The 19,547-nt window shown below is 71.4% G+C and carries 16 protein-coding genes; 6 read left to right on the top strand and 10 right to left on the bottom strand.

Going from position 1 to position 19,547, the window contains the following annotated elements:
• Window positions 1-3: 3 nt before the first annotated feature.
• Both AB0411_RS16675 and AB0411_RS16670 read right to left on the bottom strand, forming a co-directional pair.
• Complete coding sequence (locus AB0411_RS16675) at window positions 4-765, bottom strand: ABC transporter ATP-binding protein (protein WP_366418020.1); 762 nt, start codon at window positions 763-765, stop codon at window positions 4-6.
• Window positions 762-1,268: a PadR family transcriptional regulator gene (locus tag AB0411_RS16670; RefSeq protein ID WP_366418019.1), complete on the bottom strand. Its 507-nt coding sequence runs from the start codon at window positions 1,266-1,268 to the stop codon at window positions 762-764. Before AB0411_RS16670 ends, AB0411_RS16675 begins: the two co-directional genes overlap by 4 nt.
• A 172-nt stretch (window positions 1,269-1,440) precedes the next feature.
• Here AB0411_RS16670 and AB0411_RS16665 point away from each other — a divergent pair, with 172 nt between their 5' ends.
• From AB0411_RS16665 to AB0411_RS16645, 5 genes are all read left to right on the top strand, one after another.
• A complete protein-coding gene (locus tag AB0411_RS16665; protein WP_366418018.1) occupies window positions 1,441-2,712 on the top strand; it encodes an ABC transporter substrate-binding protein in 1,272 nt (423 codons plus the stop codon).
• Between the two features lie 197 nt (window positions 2,713-2,909).
• On the top strand, window positions 2,910-4,673 hold the full coding sequence (locus AB0411_RS16660) for a glycoside hydrolase family 13 protein (protein ID WP_366418017.1): 1,764 nt from the start codon (window positions 2,910-2,912) through the stop codon (window positions 4,671-4,673).
• A 51-nt stretch (window positions 4,674-4,724) separates the two neighbouring features.
• Complete coding sequence (locus tag AB0411_RS16655; protein WP_366418016.1) at window positions 4,725-6,059, top strand: ABC transporter substrate-binding protein; 1,335 nt, start codon at window positions 4,725-4,727, stop codon at window positions 6,057-6,059.
• Window positions 6,060-6,077: 18 nt separating this feature from the next.
• Window positions 6,078-7,481 (top strand): ABC transporter permease subunit, encoded by a 1,404-nt coding sequence (locus AB0411_RS16650; RefSeq protein WP_366418015.1) that lies wholly within the window; start codon window positions 6,078-6,080, stop codon window positions 7,479-7,481.
• The gene (locus tag AB0411_RS16645) at window positions 7,478-8,359 is read left to right on the top strand and encodes a carbohydrate ABC transporter permease (protein ID WP_366418014.1); all 882 of its coding nucleotides are present in this window, start codon (window positions 7,478-7,480) and stop codon (window positions 8,357-8,359) included. Before AB0411_RS16650 ends, AB0411_RS16645 begins: the two co-directional genes overlap by 4 nt.
• 130 nt (window positions 8,360-8,489) lie before the next feature.
• On the opposite strand, the gene AB0411_RS16640 is transcribed toward AB0411_RS16645, so the two are convergent.
• The 7 genes from AB0411_RS16640 to AB0411_RS16610 all read right to left on the bottom strand — a co-directional run bounded on the left by AB0411_RS16640 (window position 8,490) and on the right by AB0411_RS16610 (window position 16,551).
• Window positions 8,490-8,813: a hypothetical protein gene (locus tag AB0411_RS16640; protein WP_366418013.1), complete on the bottom strand. Its 324-nt coding sequence runs from the start codon at window positions 8,811-8,813 to the stop codon at window positions 8,490-8,492.
• 194 nt (window positions 8,814-9,007) lie between these two features.
• Complete coding sequence (locus AB0411_RS16635; RefSeq protein ID WP_366418012.1) at window positions 9,008-9,670, bottom strand: SGNH/GDSL hydrolase family protein; 663 nt, start codon at window positions 9,668-9,670, stop codon at window positions 9,008-9,010.
• A gap of 63 nt (window positions 9,671-9,733) precedes the next feature.
• Window positions 9,734-11,251, bottom strand: coding sequence for an FAD-dependent oxidoreductase (locus tag AB0411_RS16630; RefSeq protein ID WP_366418011.1), 1,518 nt, complete (start codon window positions 11,249-11,251; stop codon window positions 9,734-9,736).
• A 218-nt stretch (window positions 11,252-11,469) separates the two neighbouring features.
• Window positions 11,470-13,725 (bottom strand): HelD family protein, encoded by a 2,256-nt coding sequence (locus AB0411_RS16625; RefSeq protein WP_366418010.1) that lies wholly within the window; start codon window positions 13,723-13,725, stop codon window positions 11,470-11,472.
• A gap of 227 nt (window positions 13,726-13,952) precedes the next feature.
• On the bottom strand, window positions 13,953-14,525 hold the full coding sequence (locus AB0411_RS16620; protein WP_366418009.1) for an AMIN-like domain-containing (lipo)protein: 573 nt from the start codon (window positions 14,523-14,525) through the stop codon (window positions 13,953-13,955).
• A gap of 158 nt (window positions 14,526-14,683) precedes the next feature.
• Window positions 14,684-15,472, bottom strand: a complete 789-nt coding sequence (locus tag AB0411_RS16615; protein ID WP_366418008.1) for a DeoR/GlpR family DNA-binding transcription regulator — start codon at window positions 15,470-15,472, stop codon at window positions 14,684-14,686.
• Between the two features lie 38 nt (window positions 15,473-15,510).
• On the bottom strand, window positions 15,511-16,551 hold the full coding sequence (locus AB0411_RS16610; protein ID WP_366418007.1) for an NAD(P)-dependent alcohol dehydrogenase: 1,041 nt from the start codon (window positions 16,549-16,551) through the stop codon (window positions 15,511-15,513).
• Between the two features lie 227 nt (window positions 16,552-16,778).
• Between AB0411_RS16610 and AB0411_RS16605 the strand changes: the two genes are divergently transcribed.
• The gene (locus AB0411_RS16605; protein ID WP_366418006.1) at window positions 16,779-18,128 is read left to right on the top strand and encodes an MFS transporter; all 1,350 of its coding nucleotides are present in this window, start codon (window positions 16,779-16,781) and stop codon (window positions 18,126-18,128) included.
• Window positions 18,129-18,137: 9 nt separating this feature from the next.
• Here AB0411_RS16605 and AB0411_RS16600 read toward each other — a convergent pair whose 3' ends face one another.
• Complete coding sequence (locus AB0411_RS16600; protein WP_366418005.1) at window positions 18,138-19,532, bottom strand: tetratricopeptide repeat protein; 1,395 nt, start codon at window positions 19,530-19,532, stop codon at window positions 18,138-18,140.
• Between the last annotated feature and the right edge of the window lie 15 nt (window positions 19,533-19,547).

Genomic DNA, 19,547 nt, shown 5'->3' with positions numbered 1-19,547 from the left:
GGGTCAGCCCTGGAGCTTGAGGACGTCGGCCACACCGGCCGGGGGGCGGTTCCGGCTGCCGCCGAGGTGCGCGTCGTCGGCCACCTGGCCGTCGTAGAAGCTGATCACCCGGTCCGCGGCACTGGCCATCCTGGCGTCATGGGTGACCAGCAGGATCGTCTGCCCGCGGCCGTGGAAGCGGGCGAGCAGCCGCAGCACCTCCCTGGTGCCCTTGCTGTCCAGGCTGCCGGCGGGTTCGTCGGCGAGGAGCAGGCTGGGGGCGTTGACCAGGGCGCGGGCCAGCGCGACGCGCTGCTGTTCGCCTCCGGACAGCTCACCGGGGGTGCAGTTCTCCTTGCCGGTCAGGCCCAGTTCGTCGAGCAGTTCGGCCCGGTCGGTGCGGGCCTGCCGGGGGGACCTGCCGGCCAGCAGGGCAGGGAGTTCGACGTTGTCGGCGACGCTGAGGTTGGAGACCAGGTTGAAGAACTGGAAGACGATGCCGATGTGGTTGCGGCGCAGCTCCGCCCAGCGTGCCTCGCGGTAGGCGTCGACCCGGCGGCCGTCGAGCCAGAGCGCACCGCTGTCGGGCCGGTCGAGGCCGCCGAGGAGGTGCAGCAGGGTGGATTTGCCGGCTCCGGAGGGCCCGGTGACGGCGACGAACTCACCGCGCTCGATGCACAGATCGACGCCCCGTACCGCGGGGACGGGCGCGGCGCCTTCCGGCCGGTGGGTCTTGACCAGGCCGGCTGCCCGGACTATCGGGCCGGACGGCTCGTCCCGGTTCATTCCAACTCCTCCTGACAGCGCTCCAGCCAGTCGAGATCCGCCTGCAGATGCAGCATCGCGCCCTCGATCAGCAGCTGCGCGACCCGGTTGTCCCGGTCCTCGGCCGCCGCGAGTTTGGACAGGTCACGCATGGTGTTGAGGTAGTGGCGGCGCTGCTTGTTGATCAGGGCGATCTGGTCTGCGGTCCCGGTGTGGGGGGCCAGGGCGAGCTTCATGAAGAATTCGTCCCGTACCCGTGGTTCGGCGGTGGACTCCTCGAACCACGCGTCCACCGTTTCGCGTCCCGCCGCGGTGATCCGGTAGATGCGTTTGTTCGGGCGGTCCGACTGCTCGACGTCCTCCCCTTCGATCAGGCCCGTCTTCTCCAGCCTGCCCAGGGTGACGTAGATCTGGCCGACGTTCGGCTGAGGGTATGCCGCGCCCAGGAGGTTCTCAAGGGCCTGTTTGAGTTCGTAGCCGTGCGCGGGGCCGCTGACCAACAGCGCGAGGAGTGGCAGCCGCACGCTCTCCCTCTCCCTCCCCGCCCTAGTTGACGGTCATCTGAACTCCTCCGGCTGTGAGCCGGGTCGCCGTCGCATCTTCCTGCAGCATCTAGTATCCCGCATGGCTAACAGGTATACATGGGGCGGGCTGTCGGTCCAGTGTCCCGTCGACGCCTGGTAAGAGGAGGAGCCCATGCGGTGGAAGCGTGCCGCGGGGCGGGCTCTGCTGGTCTGCTCGCTGCTGTTCGCGGGCCATGCCGGTGCGCAGGCCGGGGAGCCGGCCGGCGGTGCGGACGGCCGGGGCCCGATCACCCTGGTGACGGGCGGCGACCTCACGGGCTATCTGCGGGGTGTCCTCGACGGCTGGAACGACCGGCACCCGCGCGAGAAGGTCACGCTGGTGGAGTTGCCGGACGCGGCCGACGAGGTGCGGGCGCAGATGGTCACCGAGCTGCGCTCCCACAGCGACCGCTTCGACGTGCTCAACATCGACGTGGCGTGGACGTCGGAGTTCGCGGCCGCGGGCTGGATCAAGCCGGTGGACGGCGGGCAGTTCCCACTGAAGCGCTTCCTCCCTCCCGTGGTGGACACCGCCACGTTCCGGGGACGGCTCTATGCGGTCCCTTATGTGACCAACGCGGGGCTGCTGTACTACCGCAAGGACGTGCTCGCCCGGGAAGGTGCGCGGCCGCCGCGCACCTGGGGCGAGTTGGAGCATCTGGCGAAGACGGTCGCACCGAAGTACGGGATGGACGGGTACGCGGGCCAGTTCCTGCCGTACGAGGGGCTGACCGCCAATGTCGGCGAGGCCGTTCAGTCGGCGGGCGGTTCGGTGCTCGCGGGCGAGGGCTCGCGCGTGACGGTGGACTCCCCCGCGGCCCGTCGCGGACTGTCCTTCCTGCTCGACGGGGTGCGTGAGGGCTGGATCCCGCGGCGGGCGCTGACGTACAAGGAAGAGGAGTCCCGCAAGGCGTTCCAGGACGGCCGGCTGCTGTTCCTGCGGAACTGGCCGTATGCGTACGCGCTGGCCAACGCCCCGTCGTCGAAGGTGGCGGGGAAGTTCGGCGCGGTGCCGCTGCCGGGTCCCCACGGGCCGGGCTCCAGCGCGCTGGGCGGCTCCAACCTTGCCATCAACGCGCAGTCGCGGCATCAGAAGACGGCCACCGAGCTGATCTCCTACCTGACGACCGAATCGGTCCAGCGCCGGGTGCTCACCGAGGGCGCGCTGCCTCCGGTGTGGGCCGACCTGTACACGGATCCCGGGCTGGTGCGCCGCTTCCCCTACCTCCCGACGCTCAAGCGGGGCGTCCTGGCGGCCGAGCCGCGCCTGAAGAGCCCGCACTACGACCAGGTGAGCCTGGCGGTGCAGGCGGTCGTGCACGAGGCGCTGGTGCACCGCCGGAGCACGGATGCCACCGTCGCGCGGCTGTCGCGGGAACTGCGGGCCATCGTCGGCCGCGGCTGACGCTCGACGCTCCCTCCCCCTCCCGCCTACTTACTTGTTAGGTACAGGCTGGGCGGGCAATCTCCCATAAATCCGGGCATCTCGCAGCGAGTTTCGACAGTTTCGTTGACACTCAAAAGACATCCCTACTTAACATGCATGCATAACAGCGAAACGCAGCCGCACGGCATGCTCCTGCAAGAACGGGATCACGGCAGATGCTCATAGCCACGGCAGGGAACGGCTCTCCGGCCGACTCCGCGCCCTCTCTCCCCCTCTCCGGCCCGGCCTCCCCCGCGCTCCCGCAGGGCGCCGCCGGGACCCCGTCCCCGGACACGGCACAGCGCTGGTGGCGCGATGCGGTGATCTACCAGGTCTACGTCCGCAGCTTCCTCGACAGCACCGGCGACGGCATCGGCGATCTGGCCGGCGTCCGCACGGGACTGCCGTACCTCAAGAAGCTCGGGGTGGACGGCATCTGGCTCAGCCCCTTCTACCCCTCGCCGCAGCACGACCACGGCTACGACGTCGCGGACTACCGCGAGGTGGACCCCGTATACGGCGACCTCGCCGAATTCGACGGCCTGGTGGCCGACGCCCACCGGCTGGGCCTCAAGGTGCTCCTGGACATCGTCCCCAACCACTGCTCCAGCGAGCACCCGTGGTTCCGGGCCGCGCTGGAGGACGGTCCCGGGAGCGCGGCACGGTCGCTGTTCCACTTCGCCGACGGCCGCGGGGAGGCCGGGGAGCTGCCGCCCAACAACTGGCGGGCCATGTTCGGCGGCCCCGCCTGGTCCCGGGTCAAGGAGGCGTCGGGCGCCGAGGGCCAGTGGTACCTGCACATGTTCACGCCCGAGCAGCCCGACCTGAACTGGCGCAACCCCGCCGTGGCCGCCGACTTCGACCAGGTGCTGCGCTTCTGGCTGGACCGCGGTGTCGACGGCTTCCGCATCGACGTGGCCGCCGGGCTGTTCAAGCACCCCGAGCTCCCCGACTCCCCCGACCCCTCCGCCGACGAGCGGACCCGCGACTCGGTCAACCCCCTGGCCTGGAACCAGCCCGAGGTGCACCAGGTGTGGCGCGACTGGCGCGCGGTGTGCGAGGAGTACACCGCCCGCGACGGCCATGACCGGCTGCTGGTCGGCGAGGTCTCCGTCAGGACGCCGAGCGAACAGGCCGCGTACGTCCGGCCCGACGAGCTGCACCAGGCGTTCTTCTTCCACCTGCTGACCGCGCACTGGGACGTCGGCACCTTCCGCCGGGTCATCTCCGAGGCGCTGACCGATATCGCCGGCACCGGTTCCACGGTCACCTGGGTGCTCAACAACCACGACCAGGTCCGGACCGTCACCCGGTACGCGACCGCCCCGGGGAACGCCGGGCCGGCGGAGTCCGCGGGCGGGCTGGGCCCGGCGCGGGCCCGCGCCGGTGCCCTGCTGATGCTGGCGCTGCCCGGCGCCGCGTACATCTACCAGGGCGAGGAGCTGGGCCTGCCGGAGGTCGTCGACCTGCCCGACGAGGTCCTCACCGACCCGATCTACCACCGTACGGGCAGCCGGGAGCACATCCGCGACGGCTGCCGGGTGCCGCTGCCCTGGTCCGGGCACGCCTCCCCGTTCGGCTTCACCTCCGGTACCGGCGCCGCGCGGCCCTGGCTGCCGCAGCCCGCCTGGTTCGCCGACCACGCCACGGACCGGGCGCTGGCCGACACCCGCTCGTTCTGGCACCTGTACCGCGAAGGGCTGCAGCTGCGCCGCAGTCTTCCGCAGCTCGGCGAAGGCACCCTGCGCTGGCTGGAGTCGCCGCCGCAGGTGCTCGCGTTCGTCCGCGGCGACGGGCTGGTCTGCGCCGTGAACTTCGGTACCGAGCCGGTGCCGGCGCCCGTGCCCGGAGTGCCGCTGCTGGCGAGCGGTGACTGCCCCGCGGGAACGCTGCCGGGCTCCACCGCCGCCTGGTGGATGGACGCTCCCGCCCCCCGATAGCCCCACCTCCGCACCGCCCCTCCCCCGTCAGTCCTCCGAAGGGAACCCACCATGAGACGACCCGCAGTACGACACACCCGAGCCGCCGGATCCGGCGCCGCCGTCCTCGCTCTGGCGCTCGGTGCCACCGCATGCGGCGGCACGGTGTCCGCCGGGGGCGAGAAGCAGGAGCTCACCGGCCAGACCGTGACCGTGGCCGGCGTCTGGACCGGCGTGGAACAGCAGAACTTCAAGAAGGTCCTGGACGCGTTCTCCGAGAAGACCGGTGCGAAGGTCACCTTCGCCTCCACCGGCGACAACGTCTCGACGGTCATCGGCAGCCAGGTCGAAGGCGGCAACGCCCCGGACGTGGTGATGGTCCCGCAGGTCGGTGTGCTCCAGCAGTTCGCCAAGAAGGGCTGGCTGGCTCCGCTGTCGGCGGAGGTCGGCGCGGAGGCCGACAAGAACTTCGCGAAGGTCTGGAAGGACTACGGCACGGTCGACAAGAAGTACTACGGCCTGTACTTCAAGGCCTCGCACAAGTCGACGGTCTGGTACAGCCCGGAGGCCTTCGGCCAGGCCGGGGTCGCCCCCGCGAAGACGTACCAGGAACTGCTGAAGTCGGGCCGCACCCTGTCCGACTCGGGTGTGCCGGCCTTCTCCGTCGCGGGCGAGGCGGGCTGGCCGCTGACCGACTGGTTCGAGAACGTCTACCTCTCCCAGGCCGGTCAGGAGAAGTACGACAAGCTCGCCGCCCACAAGATTCCGTGGACGGACCCCAGCGTGGTCAAGGCGCTCACCGCGCTCGGCAAGCTGTTCAGCGACAAGAGCCTGGTGGCGGGCGGCGGTTCGGGCGCACTGCGCACCGACTTCCCCGAGTCCGTCCAGCAGGTCTTCGGCCCGGAGCCGAAGGCGGCCATGGTCTACGAGGGCGACTTCGTGAGCGCGCTGATCACCGATGAGCTGCACAAGGAGGTCGGCAAGGACGCCAAGTTCTTCCCGTTCCCCTCGGTCGACGGCGGCAAGGCGCCGGTGGTCAGCGGCGGCGACGCCGCGGTGGTGCTCAAGGCCGGGAAGAACCGGAAGGCCGCGATGGAGCTGGTGAAGTACCTCGCCACTCCGGAGGCGTCCGGCGTCTGGGCCAAGGCGGGCGGCTACCTCTCGCCCAACAAGAAGGTGCCCGCCGACGCGTACCACGACGAGGTCGCCCGCAAGGCCGCCAAGTCGCTGACCGACGCCGGGAACTCCGTGCGCTTCGACATGTCCGACCAGGCCCCCGCCGCGTTCGGCGGCACCCAGGGAGCCGGCGAATGGAAGCTGCTCCAGGACTTCCTGCGCGACCCGTCGGACCCCCAGGGCACGGCCCGCAAGCTCGAGGCCGCCGCGGCCAAGGCGTACGGAAAGTAAGGACCGAGGGCCCGATCGATGCCTGTCACCACTTCCGCGGCGGCGCCCGCCACCTCGCGCGCCGCCGCGTCCCTCCCCCGGGGCGGCGCGCCCGGCCGGGCAACCGCCCCCGGGCGGCGCGCCGCCCGGCGCCGCCGCCGGATCGCCGCGCTGTTCCTGTTCCCCGCGCTGTTGCTGCTGGGCGCCCTGGTCGCGTACCCCATCGTGTTCTCGGTGGTCCGCAGCCTGTACGACGCCTCGGGCACCACCTTCGTCGGCGCCGGCAACTACACCGCGATGTTCCAGGACCCGGCCACGCTCCGGGCCATCCGCAACAGCGCGATCTGGGTCGTCTTCGCCCCCGCGCTGCTGACCGGACTCGGCCTGGTCCTCGCCGTCCTGACCGAGAAGATCCGCTGGAAGACGGCGTTCAAGCTGCTGATGTTCATGCCGATGGCGATCTCCTTCCTCGCCGCCGGCATCATCTTCCGCCTCGCCTACGAGCAGGATCCGCAGCGCGGTGTGCTCAACGCCATCACCGTGGGCATCCACGACAAGGTCCAGGGGGAATCCACCTCCTTCCCCACCGCCAAGGCGCGTCTCGGCGACAAGCGGCTGGCCAAGGGCCACGACGGCTCCTACCGCACGGCGCACCGCACCGGTCCGGGGAACACCGTCAACCTCGGCCTGGTCGGCGTCGCGCCCAAGGACATGCCGGCGCAGGCACGACCCGCCGCGCAGGCCGCCACGTCCCCGGCCGGCAAAGGGGAGCTGCGCGGTGTGGTCTACCTCGACTTCACCCCCGGCGGTGGCGGCACCCCCGGCGCGGTGGACCGCCGCGAACGCGGCCTGCCGAAGCTCGCCGTCGAGGCGGTCGACGCCCACGGCAAGGTCGTGGCGCGGACCACCACCGCGGCGGACGGCTCCTACCGCCTGCCCCGCCTGGCCCCCGGGTCCTACGCCGTCCAGCTCCCCGCGAAGGACTTCGCCCCGCCGTACGAGGGCATCTCCTGGCTCGGCCCGGCCCTCGTCACCCCCGCCATCATCGGCGCCTACATGTGGATCTGGACCGGCTTCGCGCTCGTCCTCATCGGCGCGGGGCTCTCCTCGATGCCGCGCGATGTGCTGGAAGCCGCCCGCATGGACGGCGCCAACGAGTGGCAGGTCTTCCGCCGGATCACCGTGCCGCTGCTCGGGCCCGTCCTGGGCGTGGTGTTCGTGACGATGGTGATCAACGTGATGAAGGTCTTCGACCTCGTCTACATCATCGCCCCGGGGCCCGTACAGCAGGACGCCAACGTCCTGGCCCTGCAGATGTGGCTGGTCTCCTTCGGCGGCGGCAACAACCAGGGCCTCGGCAGCGCCCTCGGTGTCCTGCTGCTGCTCCTGGTGGTCCCGGCCATGGCCCTCAACATCCGACGTTTCCGCAGGAGCCAGTCATGACCACCGTCCCCACAGCCGCCACGCCCCGCAGGCGGGCGACGGCACGGCCGGTGAAGCGTCTCGGCCGCGGCGCGATCCAGCTGTTCCTGCTCCTCATCGGCCTGGTCTGGCTCACCCCCGCCGCCGGTCTCTTCCTCTCCTCGCTGCGTACGGAGGAGGCCAACGCCGGCAGCGGCTGGTGGACCGCCCTGACCACGCCCGGGCAGCTGTCGCTGGACAACTACACGGCGCTGCTGAAGGACTCGGGCATCGTCCAGGCGTTCTGGAACACCGTGCTGATCTCGGTGCCCACCACGCTCGCCGTGGTCGTGATCGCGGCCCTGGCCGGATACGCCTTCGCCTGGATGGACTTCCCCGGCCGGGACTGGATCTTCCTGGTGGTGGTCGCCATGCTGGTGGTGCCGGTCCAGATCGGCCTGCTGCCGGTGGCGAAACTGTTCGGTGCGCTCGGCCTGTTCGGCTCCATCCCCGGGGTGGTCCTCTTCCACACCGCCTACGGCCTGCCGTTCGCCATCTTCCTGCTGCGCAACTACTTCGCGGAGATCCCCAAGGAGATGCTGGAGGCCGCCCGCATGGACGGCGGCGGGGAGTGGCGCATCTTCTCCCAACTGGTCCTGCCGCTGGGCCGCCCCGCCATCGCCAGTCTGGCCATCTTCCAGTTCCTGTGGGTCTGGAACGACATGCTGGTCGCGCTGCTCTTCGCCGACAACGCGTCCCAGCCGCTGACGGTGGCCCTCCAGTCGCAGATGCGGCAGTTCGGCAGCAACATCGGCGTCCTGGCCCCCGGTGCGTTCCTGTCCCTGATCGTGCCGCTGATCGTGTTCTTCGCCTTCCAGCGCCACTTCGTGCAGGGGATCATGGCGGGTTCGGTCAAGTAGTCCCGCCGCCGACGAGGCGGTGGCGGGTGGCCGGACGGGCCTTTCACGACAGGACCGTTGCTGCGCGGACGGATCGGACCGTCCGCGCAGCAACGGCTTCTCGCCTCTTGGCTCGTTCTTGGACGTCGTCTCATCGGGGCCTGGGGAGGGTCCTTGATACGAGGAGGGCGAGCCGGCGCAGGCGCTGGTAGTACCGGGTTCCTGCGGGTTCGGTGATCTCGGGGACGACTCGGTCCAGGTCCTCGATGCAGCTTTGCAGGATGCGGGTGCGCTTCGGGTCGAGAGTGCCGCCGTTGTTCAGCCAGGTGAGAACGCAGCCGGCGGTGTCCGCGTCGAGCAACACCATGTCTGTTCCGCCGAACTCGGCGCCTCGTAGGCTCGCGGGGAAGGGCGCACGGCGGTGTTCGTGCCAGAGACGAACTGCGTTCTGCACCTGCTCCGATGATTCGCTCACCTGCACCATGTTGCCGCAGCCGTTGCCGACGTTCACGTCGTCGGGCGGCGGTCACGGATGCGGGTGCAGCCGACGGGATTGAGGGCGTGTCAGATCCCCCCTTCAGGGCCCTCGTCCCGAGGTGCGTCGGTACTTCCCGGAAGTGCTGACGCGTGAGCAGAGCGAGGCCTCCGCCGCCGTGACCTGATCACCGGTCACACGACCAGGCGCAGCCAGGCCGCCGCGAGTGCGGCGTGACCGGCCGGCGTCGGGTGCACGCCGTCCTCGGCCCAGTATTCCGGTCCGGTCGTCGCGGCGAGTTCGGCGAACATGCGGTCGGCGGCCAGCAGATGGGCACCGTACCTGTCGGCGAGTTCCCGTACGGCCTGGATCTTCGGGTCCAGGTCGGCGCGCCACTCCTTTCGCTCTTCGACTCCGATGCGTGCGACACCGGCCTCGACGACGCCGTGGATCGGCAGCAGGAACGGCTCGATGAGGATCAGCTCCGTGCCCGCTTCGGCGAGGGGCGCCAGCAGGCGGTCGTAACCCGCTGAGAACTCCTCCACGGGGATCACGTGTCCCTCCGGGTCCAGTGTGTGCCAGCCCATGTCGTTGACCCCGACGAGGATCGACACCACGTCCGGGCCCGCGTCGAGTACGTCTGTCTGCCAGCGGGCTTCGAGGTCGCTCACCTTGTGGCCCGCGATGCCGGTGTTCAGCCAGGTCACGGGCCGGTCCGGGTGTCTGAGGCCCCACTCGCCCGCGACGCGCAGCGGGTAGCCGAACCCGAGTCCGTCCTCGCTCTCCAGGCGTTGGCAGTCGGTGATCGAATCTCCGGTGAACATCACGGTGCTGCCCGGTCGGACAGTGATCGTCATGTGCGCTCCTTGAACTCGGGTGAGGAAAGCAGACGGGCGGCCGCTCAGGAGAAGGGGGCCGCTTCAGCTTTCGGGGCCACCGAACCACTGGTCGGCGGCCTGCTCGAACGCCTCGCGATCAGGGGTGCGCTCACCTGCCCAGGCGACCACGCCGTCGGGGCGGACGAGCACGGCACCCAGTCCCAGGTCGTCTTCCGCCGGACCGGCCGCATACCGCATCCGGCTGTCCCGGCCCTTTGCCGAATCGCGCAGGCATCGGTCGGCGCTGAAATCGAGCGCGACGCCCCGCCCGTCCCGCATCAGGTCGCTGAGGCGGGTGCCGTCTTCGAGACAGAAGTCCGGGGCGCTGCGGCCGACCAGGGGATGCTCGCTGCCGAGGTCGTAACGGATCGACGCTCCCGACAGCCTCTCGAACACGTAGGTCGAGCCGTCCCGGGTCCCGATCAGGTCGCGCACCACTCCTTGGATCGCCTGGCTGTGCGGGTCCGGCCGCATGACCGTGACCTGGGCGCGCGACCAGTCGAGCACCTTCGCTCCGATCGGATGGCGCTCGCGGGTGTAGGTGTCGAGCAGCCCGTCCGGCGCATGTCCGTGCACGGTCGCCGCGAGCTTCCACCCCAGATTCATGGCGTCGCCGATGCCGGTGTTGAGTCCCTGTCCGCCGAGGGGCGAGTGGATGTGAGCGGCGTCGCCCGCGAGCAGGACGCGCCCCCGCCGGTAGGTCGTCGTCTGCATCGCCCGATCGGTGAAGCTGGAGGCGAGATGTACCTCGCTCAGCGTCACGTCGGTGCCGGACACCCGGCGCAGAACCGCCTGGAGATGGTCGCGCGTCAGCTGCTGCGAGCGGTCGAACGCGCCGCCGTCGAAATCCACCATGGCGATGTGCCCCTCCACGATCTGGAGGTACATGCCCGTCGGCGTCGGGTTGATCCCGAAGCGCAGCTTCTCGGCGCCGGTGGCGGTGGCTTGCATGGTGTAGCCGGTGAACTGCGGCTCGGTGCCGACGAATGCGAAGCCCGCGAGCCCACGCACCGTACTGCGTCCGCCGTCGCAGCCGACGACCCAGCGCGCCGCGTACTCGTGCCCGCCGGCGTGCGCGATCGCGCTCTCCTCGTTCTGGGTGAGGGCGGAGACCGTGACCCCGTACCTGATCTCCACGCCGAGCCGGGATGCCTGCTCGGACAGCAGCGTCTCGACCGCTTCGAGGTAGGTCGGCATGCCGTCCATCGCCTGGCCGGGAAGCCGGTACGGCAGAGCAGCGGCGTCGAGCTGGGCCGGGTCGAGCCGCATGCCGGCGAAATGGCCCACGCCACGAAGGGACGGCTGCAAGTGCGCCGCGGGGTCCGCACCGGGTTCGTCGGTGCCGCCCGATGCCGTCCGCAGCTGGTGCAGCATCCCGCGGCGGTGGAACGACTCGGCCGAAGCGGCGGACAGTCCCCGCATCCCGAGCGGCCTCCCCTTGAACGGGGAGCGGGAATCCGGCTCCCGCTCCAGCACCAGAACGGAGCAGCCCGCGAGGCCGAGCTCGCAGGCGAGGAACAGACCGACCGGGCCGGCGCCCACGATCACTACGTCATACACAAGAGATCCCCTTTCCGGAGCCGGGTGGACACCCGGCTGGACCTCTCGAAAGGTGCCGGACCCCGCCGACATCGGACCGACAGTCCCCGATACACCACCGATACCGGCCCGAAAGCCCCGGCCTGCCGCCGGCACACGGATCTGCCACCCGCTCCCCCGGGGTCACCCCCTCCCCCGGGGCGCCGTCCCGCTCCGTACGGCGCCCCGGCGGTGCGCGGTCACCGACCGGTGAGGGCGGCGTTCCGCGGCGGGAGCGTCTCCAGCCCCGGCGGCAGGGGGGCCGCGTGGACGACGCCGAGCCGTTGGGTGGCCCGGGTGAGCGCGACGTAGAGGTCGCTGGCTGCGAACTCCGCCGGTTCCACGACTATCACCGTGTCGAATTCCAGACCCTTGGCCTGCCGCGGGTCGAGCAGCACCACCGGGCTGGTCAGGTCCGGGGAGGCGCCGGCGGAGGCCCCGGGGAGGGCGGCGGAGAGGGTTTCGTGGCGGGCGGCCGGGGCGATCACGGCCAGGCGGCCCTCCTCGTGGGTGTCCCGGGCGACGGCCCCGGCGACGGCGTGCGCCAGGTCGTCGGTGCGGTGTGCCCAGGGGGACACGCCGGTGGAGCGGATGGAGCGCGGCGGTTCGAAGGCGGGGTCCGTGGACCGGGGCACCTGCGCCGCGATGTCCATGATCTCGCTCGGCGTACGGTAGTTGACCCCGAGCCTGACGTGCTGCCAGCGGTCGCCGGTGTACGGCGCGAGGATGCTCTCCCACGAGCCGCAGCCGCCCGGCTCGGCGGTCTGGGCCGGGTCGCCGACCAGGGTCATCGAGCGGGTGGGGCAGCGGCGCATCAGCAACCGCCACATCATCGCGGACAGCTCCTGCGCCTCGTCCACGATGATGTGGCCGAACGCCCAGGTCCGGTCGGCCGCGGCGCGTTCGGCGGCGGTGCGGTGGTCGGCCTCCTCCTGCCGGTCGGCGAGCCGTTCCGCGTCCAGCAGGTCGTGCGCGGCCAGCACCTCCGAGTCCTCGTCCTCACGGTCCTCGAACTCCTGGGTACGGGAGCCGTAGGAGAGTTCCAGCACGCCCTGGGCGTACGCGATCTGCTCCTGGCGTTCCGCTTCGGCGGCGGCGCGGGCCGCCGAGTCGTCCTCGCCGAGGAGTTCGGCGGCCTCGTCCAGCAGGGGGATGTCCGCGGGGGTCCAGTCGCCGTCCGCGCGGCGGATCGCCTCGGCGTCGGCCTCCGGGAGGTGGGCGGGCGCGGCGAGGAAGTCGGCGACCAGCCGCTCCGGGGTGAGGGCGGGCCACAACTCCTCGATGGCGCGATGCACTTGGGCGCTGGTGGCGATCGCCTTGCCGAGCTGGGCGAGGTCGTCGGGGCCGAGGAAGTTCGGCCCGCCGAAGGGGTCGGCGCCGAGGCGCTCGGCCAGTTGTGCGGTGAGTGCGTCGATGATGCGGAACTTGAAGTGGGGGCGGGCGAGGTTGTGCGGCAGCCTGGTCTCGCGGGCGAGGCGTCGTGCCTCGTGCACCACGTCCGCGTCCAGCCGCAGTTCGCCGTCGTCGTGGTCGATGACGATCTCGTGGTCGGGCAGGGTCTGCCGGTCCTGTACGTACTCCGCCAGCGCCTCCGCCAGCGCCGCGCCGCCCTTGACCGCGGCGGCCTCGGCGGTGTCGGTGCCGGTCGCGGTCACGCCGGGGAAGAGCTCGCCGGGCGTGGCGAGCAGGACCCCGGTCTCGCCGAGCGAGGGCAGCACCTCCTCGATGTAGCCGAGGAAGGCGGGGTTGGGCCCGACGATCAGCACGGCGCGGCGGGCGAGCAGTTCGCGGTGCGCGTAGAGCAGGTAGGCGGCGCGGTGCAGCGCGACGACGGTCTTGCCGGTGCCGGGGCCGCCCTCCACGACGAGGACGCCGTGGTGCGGGGCGCGGATGATCGCGTCCTGCTCCGCCTGGATGGTCTGCACGATGTCGTGCATCCGTCCGGTGCGCGCGGCGTCCAGCGCGGACAGCAGGACGGCGTCCGCGTCGGTCCCCTCGTACCCGGTGCGTTCGGTGTCGGCGAGGTCGAGGATCTCGTCGTGGAGGGCGGTGACCCTCCGGCCCTCCGTCGTGAGGTGCCGCCGGCGGCGCAGCCCCATCGGGGTGTGCCCGGTGGCGAGGTAGAAGGGGCGGGCGACCTCGGCCCGCCAGTCGAGGACCAGCGGGGTCCGGTCCGCGTCGTCGCGCCGGATGCCGATGCGGCCGATGTGGTGGTCGCTGCCGTCGCGGAAGATCAGCCGGCCGAAGCACAGGCCGTTCTCGCCGGCGTCGAAGGCGGCCAGCACACCCGCGTGCTCGGCCACCAGCACATCCCGCTCCAGCCGTGCCTGGGCGTTGTTGCCGCCCTGCGGAAGAGCCGCGTTCACCGCCTTCTCAGCTCCGGCCCGCAGTTCGGCGAGGCGTTCATGGAGCAGGTCGATGAATTCCTGCTCCTGCCGCAATTCCTTGTTTGACAATTCAGCTCCGCTCGGGTAAAGTTCGGTAATGAAGTTGGGCTTACTTCATTGCTTGACAAAGACACAGCATGAAGACACAGAAGCTCTCAATATACACAGAGAAATACCCCGGCCGCCAATGCGGACCGGGGTATTTCTCTGTGTGCCGCCGGTGCTTTACCCGGGTGCCGTGCGGGCCGCCTCAGGCCTTCCCGCAGAGCCGGACCGGGCGGTCGCGGCGCGGCGGTTCACCAGGTGTGGGCGACGTCCACGATCAGCTGGTGACCGGACTGGAGCACCCGGAACGGCAGCTTGGCGCGCACGCCGAGGCCGACTTGGGTCTGCCCCTCGAAGCTCGCCCCGAACTTGGTGTCCTTGAACGTCGGGTATCCGCTGATGTTCACCCCGGGAAGCGGCTTGCCGGCGGTCCCGGCATAGGTCTGCTTTCCGGTCGCCGGGTCGTGGCTGGGTGCGGACACATATATCTGCAGGATGGCGCCGCCCTTGACGGGTATGCGCTCGCCCGAGCCGTCCTGGTGGAACGCGTCGACATATCCGACGTGGTAGCCGGCCTTGCCGGTGGCGCCGCTGATGTCGAAGACCATCCGGTCGTAGCACGCGGTGTGGCTGGTCGTGATGTTCTTCAACGGCTCGGCATTGGCATCCGTCGCCGACTTGTCGGTGCTGCCCCACGCGGTGGAGCAGGCCAGGGGGGCCTTGCCGCCCGCCGGAACGGTCGCGGCACCGGCCGCTCCGGCCGTGCCCACCACCCCGGCACCCGCCAGCACGAGTGCCGCGGCCACAGTCCCCAACCGTCGCATGAATGACCTCCAAAGAAGAGTGGACAAAGGTGCGTGCGGTAGGACGGACGGGGATGCCGCGACGTTGTGCGCGGGGCGGCTTTTGGCCGACGGCAGGCCGAGGTTGTCGCGAAACGGGGGCGCCGGTCTCTCGGCCTCCCCGTCGGTGCGGCGCGGCGTCAGGCGTCGACGACCTCGGGGGTCACGCCCCGGCGGCCCAGTGCGGCGAGTTCCCCGGCCGGTGCGCCGCGGTCGGTGACGACCCGGTCGTAGCGGGCGATGTCGCCGTAGGCATGGGTGGCGGTCTTGCCGAACTTGGTGTGGTCGACGAGCAGCAGCGACCGCTCGGCGCAGTCCAGCATGGCTTCCTTGATCTCGGCGTAGTCGCGGATCGGGTGGAAGAGCCGGCCGCCGAGAACGGACACCGCGGACATCACCGCGACATCGGCGTGGATGCGGCCGAGGGCGCGGAGCACCTCGGGGCCGACGCAGGAGCCGAACTCGCCGCGGTAGCGGCCGCCGAGGAGGGTGACGTCGGCGCCCGGCGTCTCGTCGAACAGCCGGGCCACGCCGAGGGAGTTGGTGACCACGGTGACCGCCTCGGTCTGCGCGACGCGGGCCGCGAGCGGGAAGACCGTGGTCGAGTCGTCGAGCACGAGGGTGCTGCCGGGCCGGATCTCGTCGGCGACGGCGGCGCACAGCGCCTCCTTCACCGCCAGGTTCACGCCGATGCGGAAGCGGGTGGCGGTCTCCATGGTCAGGCTGGGGAACGGCGCGGCCCGGCCGCGCTCCTTGCGCAGCAGCCGGCGTTCGGCGAGTTGGTCCAGATCGCGGTGCATGGTCGCGAGGCTGACCCCGAAGTGCCCGGCGAGTTCGTCGATGCGCACTTCTCCGTGCTCGACGACATGCGCCAGTACGTCCTGCCGTCGCCGGTCGACCTCGGCCAGCGACGACCGAGTGGAAGCCATCGGGGCCGCCCCTTTCCGGTCGGACAGCGGCGGCGCGCCTACCGCTGCGGGTAGATGACGGCCTTCACGGCGGTCGCGTCGTGGGTGGCGACGGTCAGTGCGCTCTCGGCCTCGGCAAGACCGTAACCGTGCGAGACCAGCGAGTCGAGCCGGACCCTTCCGGACTCCACCAGGGAGATCGCGGCGGGCCAGGTATGGGCGTAGCGGAAGGTGCCGGTCAGTTCCAGTTCGTAGTTCTGCACCCGGCTCACGGGCAGCGACGCCTCGGAGCCGCCCATCCCGATGAGGACCACCCGCCCGGCCCGGCCCACGGTGCGGATCGCCTCGCTGCTGACCGCGGGCACGCCGGAGCACTCCAGGAGGACGGTGGGGGTGTAGTCCGCCTCGGCCAGCGGCGTGCGGGAGACGTCGACGGCGGTGGCGCCGGCGGCGCGGGCGAGGGCGAGGCGGTGCGGGAGGACGTCGGTGACCAGGACCTCCCGTGCGCCGAAGGCGCGTGCGGTCTGGGCGGCGACCAGGCCGATGGGCCCGGCGCCGGTGATCAGCACCCGGTCGCCGGGGGCGACGCGGGCCTTGCGGCAGGCCCAGACCGCCACGGACAGCGGTTCCAGCAGGGCGGCTTCCTCGACCGTGAGGGTGTCGGGGACCTCGTGGGCGAAGTCCTCGCGGACGGCGAGGTATTCGCAGAAGGCGCCGTCCACCGGCGGTGTGGCGAGGAAGCGCATGTCCGGGCACAGGTTGTAGCGGCCCGGCCGGCACTCCTCGCAGCTGCCGCAGGGCGTGCCGGGCTCGATGGACACGCGCCGTCCCATCCGGCGCACGTCGGCGTCCGGACCGCAGGCGACGACCGTGCCGGCCGCCTCGTGCCCCAGCACGAGCGGCTCGCGCACGACGAAGTCGCCGATCCGCCCGTGCCGGTAGTAGTGCACGTCCGAGCCGCAGGTGCCGACCGCGTCGACGCGGACCAGGACCTCTCGGGGGCCGGGTGCGGGCACGGGGCGTTCCTCGATGCTCAGCTGCCCGGGTCCGTGCAGTACGGCGGCGCGCATGGTGGGGGGAATCCCGGATGTGGTCGTCATGGCGGGGTCACGGCTCCCTCGGTGTGCGGAGTGGGGCAGGGGCCGTGCACGGTCCGCCTCCGGACCGGCGCGCCCCTGGGTGTCAGCACGGTACCGCTTCTTTTTTTATCAGAGGAGTCTTGACTTCGCACAAAATGCGAGAAGACTTGCGCCGGCTCACCGACAGCCGCCGCAGGTGCCGGTGCGCCCCGTGCTCACCCGATCACGCTCAGCCCCCAGGAGAGACCATGAGCAGCCCCGCTCGCCCCCGACCGGCGGGAACACCGGACGCCGGACGCCCGCCGGCCGGCCGCACCCGCTCCCGATGCGCCCGCCTGGGCATACCCCCGGCCCTCGCCTGGGGCTTCCTGGGCGTGCTGCTGTTCATGACCGGCGACGGCGTGGAGACCGGCTTCTTCTCGAAGTACCTCGCCGACCAGGGCCTGGCCAAGGCCGACGCGGCAGTGGTCATCGCCGTGTACGGCATCACCGTCGCCATCGGCGCCTGGCTCTCGGGAGCCCTCTCGGACCTCTGGGGACCACGCCGGGTGATGACCGCGGGCTTCGCCGTCTGGCTGGTCTTCCAGGTGCTCATGCTGACGGTGGCGCTGCCCGCCATGAACTATCCGCTGCTGCTGCTCATCTACGGGCTGCGCGGCTTCGGATACCCCTTGTTCGCCTACGGGTTCCTGGTGTGGGTCACCGCGGCGACCCCGCCGCGGCGGCTGGGAACGGCGGTCGGCTGGTACTGGTTCGCGTTCACCGGCGGCCTGCCGACCCTCGGCTCGCTCGTCGCCAGCGCCACGATCCCGATGGTCGGCTCGTACCGGACGCTGTGGCTCGCGCTCGCGCTGGTGCTGCTCGGCGGCCTGCTCACGCTCCTGCTGGTGCGCGAGCCCACCGGCCGGACCGGACTCGCGCCGGACGGCGGGGGTCCGCTGGCGACCCTGGCGGGCAGCGTCTCGATCATGCGGCGCCGCCCCCGGGTGGCCATCGGCGCCGCGGTGCGCGTCTTCAGCACCGGATCCCAATTCGGCTTCCTGGTCTGCCTGCCGTTCTTCTTCACCGAGACGGTCGGCTTCAGCACCTCGGCCTGGCTGCGCCTGCTCAGCGTGATGTTCGCCGCGAACATCTTCGCCAACCTGTTCTTCGGGGCCGTCGGCGACCGCCTCGGCTGGCAGCGCACCATGACCTGGTTCGGCGCCGTGGCCTGCGCGCTCACCTGCCTGGCGCTGTACTACGTACCGGCCGTCGCGGGCCCGCACTTCGCCGCCTCCGCGGTGGCCGCCGCCCTCTACGGCATCGCCCTCGCCGGCTACGTACCGATCTCGGCGCTGGTGCCCGCGCTGGCGCCACGCCACAAGGGACAGGCGATGTCCGCGCTCAACCTGGGCGCCGGAGCGAGCACCTTCGCCGGGCCCGCCATCGTCGCCCTCGCCCTGGGCCCGGTCGGCGTGGAGGGCATCGTCTGGATCTTCGCCGGCCTGCACCTCGCCACCGCCGTCGCCATCCGGTTCCTCGAACCCGACCCGGAGTTCACCGCACCCGAGGCCGCGCCGGCCGTCGCGGACGCGCAGCTGCCCGCGGGACGTCCCTGACGCCGCCCCTCACGCGGACGCCTGCGCGGCGGCGCGCTCGCGGGCGGCCGCGGCCCGCACCGGGTCGCCGAGCTGCTCCTCCAGACGGGCCTTGGCCGACCAGTTGTACGGGCAGACCGGGCGCAGGTGGATGCGTTCGCTGAGCAGGGTCCGCGCCAGGTCGGCGCGGCCTGCGCGCAAAGACGCCTCGACGAGGGTGCGCTGGATGGCGTCGCGCTGGGCGTGGCTGCCGCCGAAGGTGTGCAGGCGGTGGCGGACGGGCAGCAGCAGATCGGCGGCCCGGCCGTGGTCCTGCTGCCCGTAGGCGATCAGCGCGCGGCAGACCGGCAGTCCGATCTCGGCCGTCATGGCGTGGTTGGACACGCCGGACTCCGCCGCCACCCAGCGCTCCCGGTCCTCGACGAGCCGCTGCGCCTGGGCGAAGCGGCCCGCGCCGACGTAGGCCATGACGGCATGGGCGTCGTTGAAGGCGTAGTGCGGGCCGTCCTTGCGGCTCTCCCAGGCGTCGGCGAGCCGGGCCCACCGTGCGCTCTGCTCTTCCTGGGCCAGGTACAGCCGCCACAACAGCGCCGCGGCGTCCAGCAGTTCCATCGCGACCCCGGCCGAGGCGTCGTGGTGGAGCGCGGCGTCGTAGATCTCCAGGACCCGGTCGGTGGCGCCCAGTTCGAGTGTGTAGAGGGCGTAGTGCCACCAGTTGTGGACGGTGAGCAGGCTGCCCCGGGACCAGTCGTCCGTACGGGCGTCGAGGAAGCGGATCCCGTCCGTGAAGCGTCCCCGCATCTCGTAGGTGTGCACCACGCTGTGGATGCCCCACACGTCGCCCGGGTGCTGCGCGAGGGCCGCCAGGCCGACCTCCTCCGCGCGTTCGTAATGGCCCGACTCCTCCAGTCCGAACGCGTACATGCCGAGCAGCGGACCGTGGTGGGGGTCCTCGCCGTCCCAGACGTCCAGGGCTCCGCCGACGCGGTCGCGCAGACGCTGGGCGTCCCCGGTGAGGAAGTCGTGCTGGTGGCCGACGAACAGTGCCAGCGCATCGCGGGGGTGGGCGACGGTGAGGTCGCCGAGGGTGCGTCCGGCACCGTGCAGGTCGCCGTCGAGCCATGCCGTGGCGGCGGCGAGATGCATACGTTCCCGGGGCGTCAGCCGTCCGGTGTCCAGGCCGGAGCGGAAGCGGGCGAAGCGGTCGCGTGCCGCGGCCGCGTCCTTCTCCTCGGTGCCCAGCACCCCCAGATAGGCGGACAGCGCGTGCCCCATCACCGACCGCGGCGAGGCGGCCAGTACGGCCTTCGAGGTCTCCGCGACCCGGGGCCGGAAGAACAGCAGGTCGTCCAGGGCCTGTTCGTAGTGCGCAAGGGCCTCGGTGCCGGTCTCGCTCATCGGGTGCCCGTGTCGGTCCGCTGTCATGGTGGCTCCTGCGGG

Source organism: Streptomyces angustmyceticus (assembly GCF_040701845.1).
Classification (GTDB): Bacteria; Actinomycetota; Actinomycetes; order Streptomycetales; family Streptomycetaceae; genus Streptomyces; species Streptomyces angustmyceticus_A.
This window is presented reverse-complemented; position numbering and strand designations above follow the sequence as displayed.

What these genes read in the sequence shown, in the direction of transcription:
- AB0411_RS16675 (WP_366418020.1), bottom strand. Translation starts at nt 765, where the DNA reads ATGAACCGGGACGAGCCGTCCGGCCCGATAGTCCGGGCAGCCGGCCTG.
- AB0411_RS16665 (WP_366418018.1), top strand. Translation starts at nt 1,441, where the DNA reads ATGCGGTGGAAGCGTGCCGCGGGGCGGGCTCTGCTGGTCTGCTCGCTG.
- AB0411_RS16660 (WP_366418017.1), top strand. Translation starts at nt 2,910, where the DNA reads ATGCTCATAGCCACGGCAGGGAACGGCTCTCCGGCCGACTCCGCGCCC.
- AB0411_RS16655 (WP_366418016.1), top strand. Translation starts at nt 4,725, where the DNA reads ATGAGACGACCCGCAGTACGACACACCCGAGCCGCCGGATCCGGCGCC.
- AB0411_RS16650 (WP_366418015.1), top strand. Translation starts at nt 6,078, where the DNA reads ATGCCTGTCACCACTTCCGCGGCGGCGCCCGCCACCTCGCGCGCCGCC.
- AB0411_RS16645 (WP_366418014.1), top strand. Translation starts at nt 7,478, where the DNA reads ATGACCACCGTCCCCACAGCCGCCACGCCCCGCAGGCGGGCGACGGCA.
- AB0411_RS16635 (WP_366418012.1), bottom strand. Translation starts at nt 9,670, where the DNA reads ATGACGATCACTGTCCGACCGGGCAGCACCGTGATGTTCACCGGAGAT.
- AB0411_RS16620 (WP_366418009.1), bottom strand. Translation starts at nt 14,525, where the DNA reads ATGCGACGGTTGGGGACTGTGGCCGCGGCACTCGTGCTGGCGGGTGCC.
- AB0411_RS16615 (WP_366418008.1), bottom strand. Translation starts at nt 15,472, where the DNA reads ATGGCTTCCACTCGGTCGTCGCTGGCCGAGGTCGACCGGCGACGGCAG.
- AB0411_RS16610 (WP_366418007.1), bottom strand. Translation starts at nt 16,551, where the DNA reads ATGACGACCACATCCGGGATTCCCCCCACCATGCGCGCCGCCGTACTG.
- AB0411_RS16605 (WP_366418006.1), top strand. Translation starts at nt 16,779, where the DNA reads ATGAGCAGCCCCGCTCGCCCCCGACCGGCGGGAACACCGGACGCCGGA.
- AB0411_RS16600 (WP_366418005.1), bottom strand. Translation starts at nt 19,532, where the DNA reads ATGACAGCGGACCGACACGGGCACCCGATGAGCGAGACCGGCACCGAG.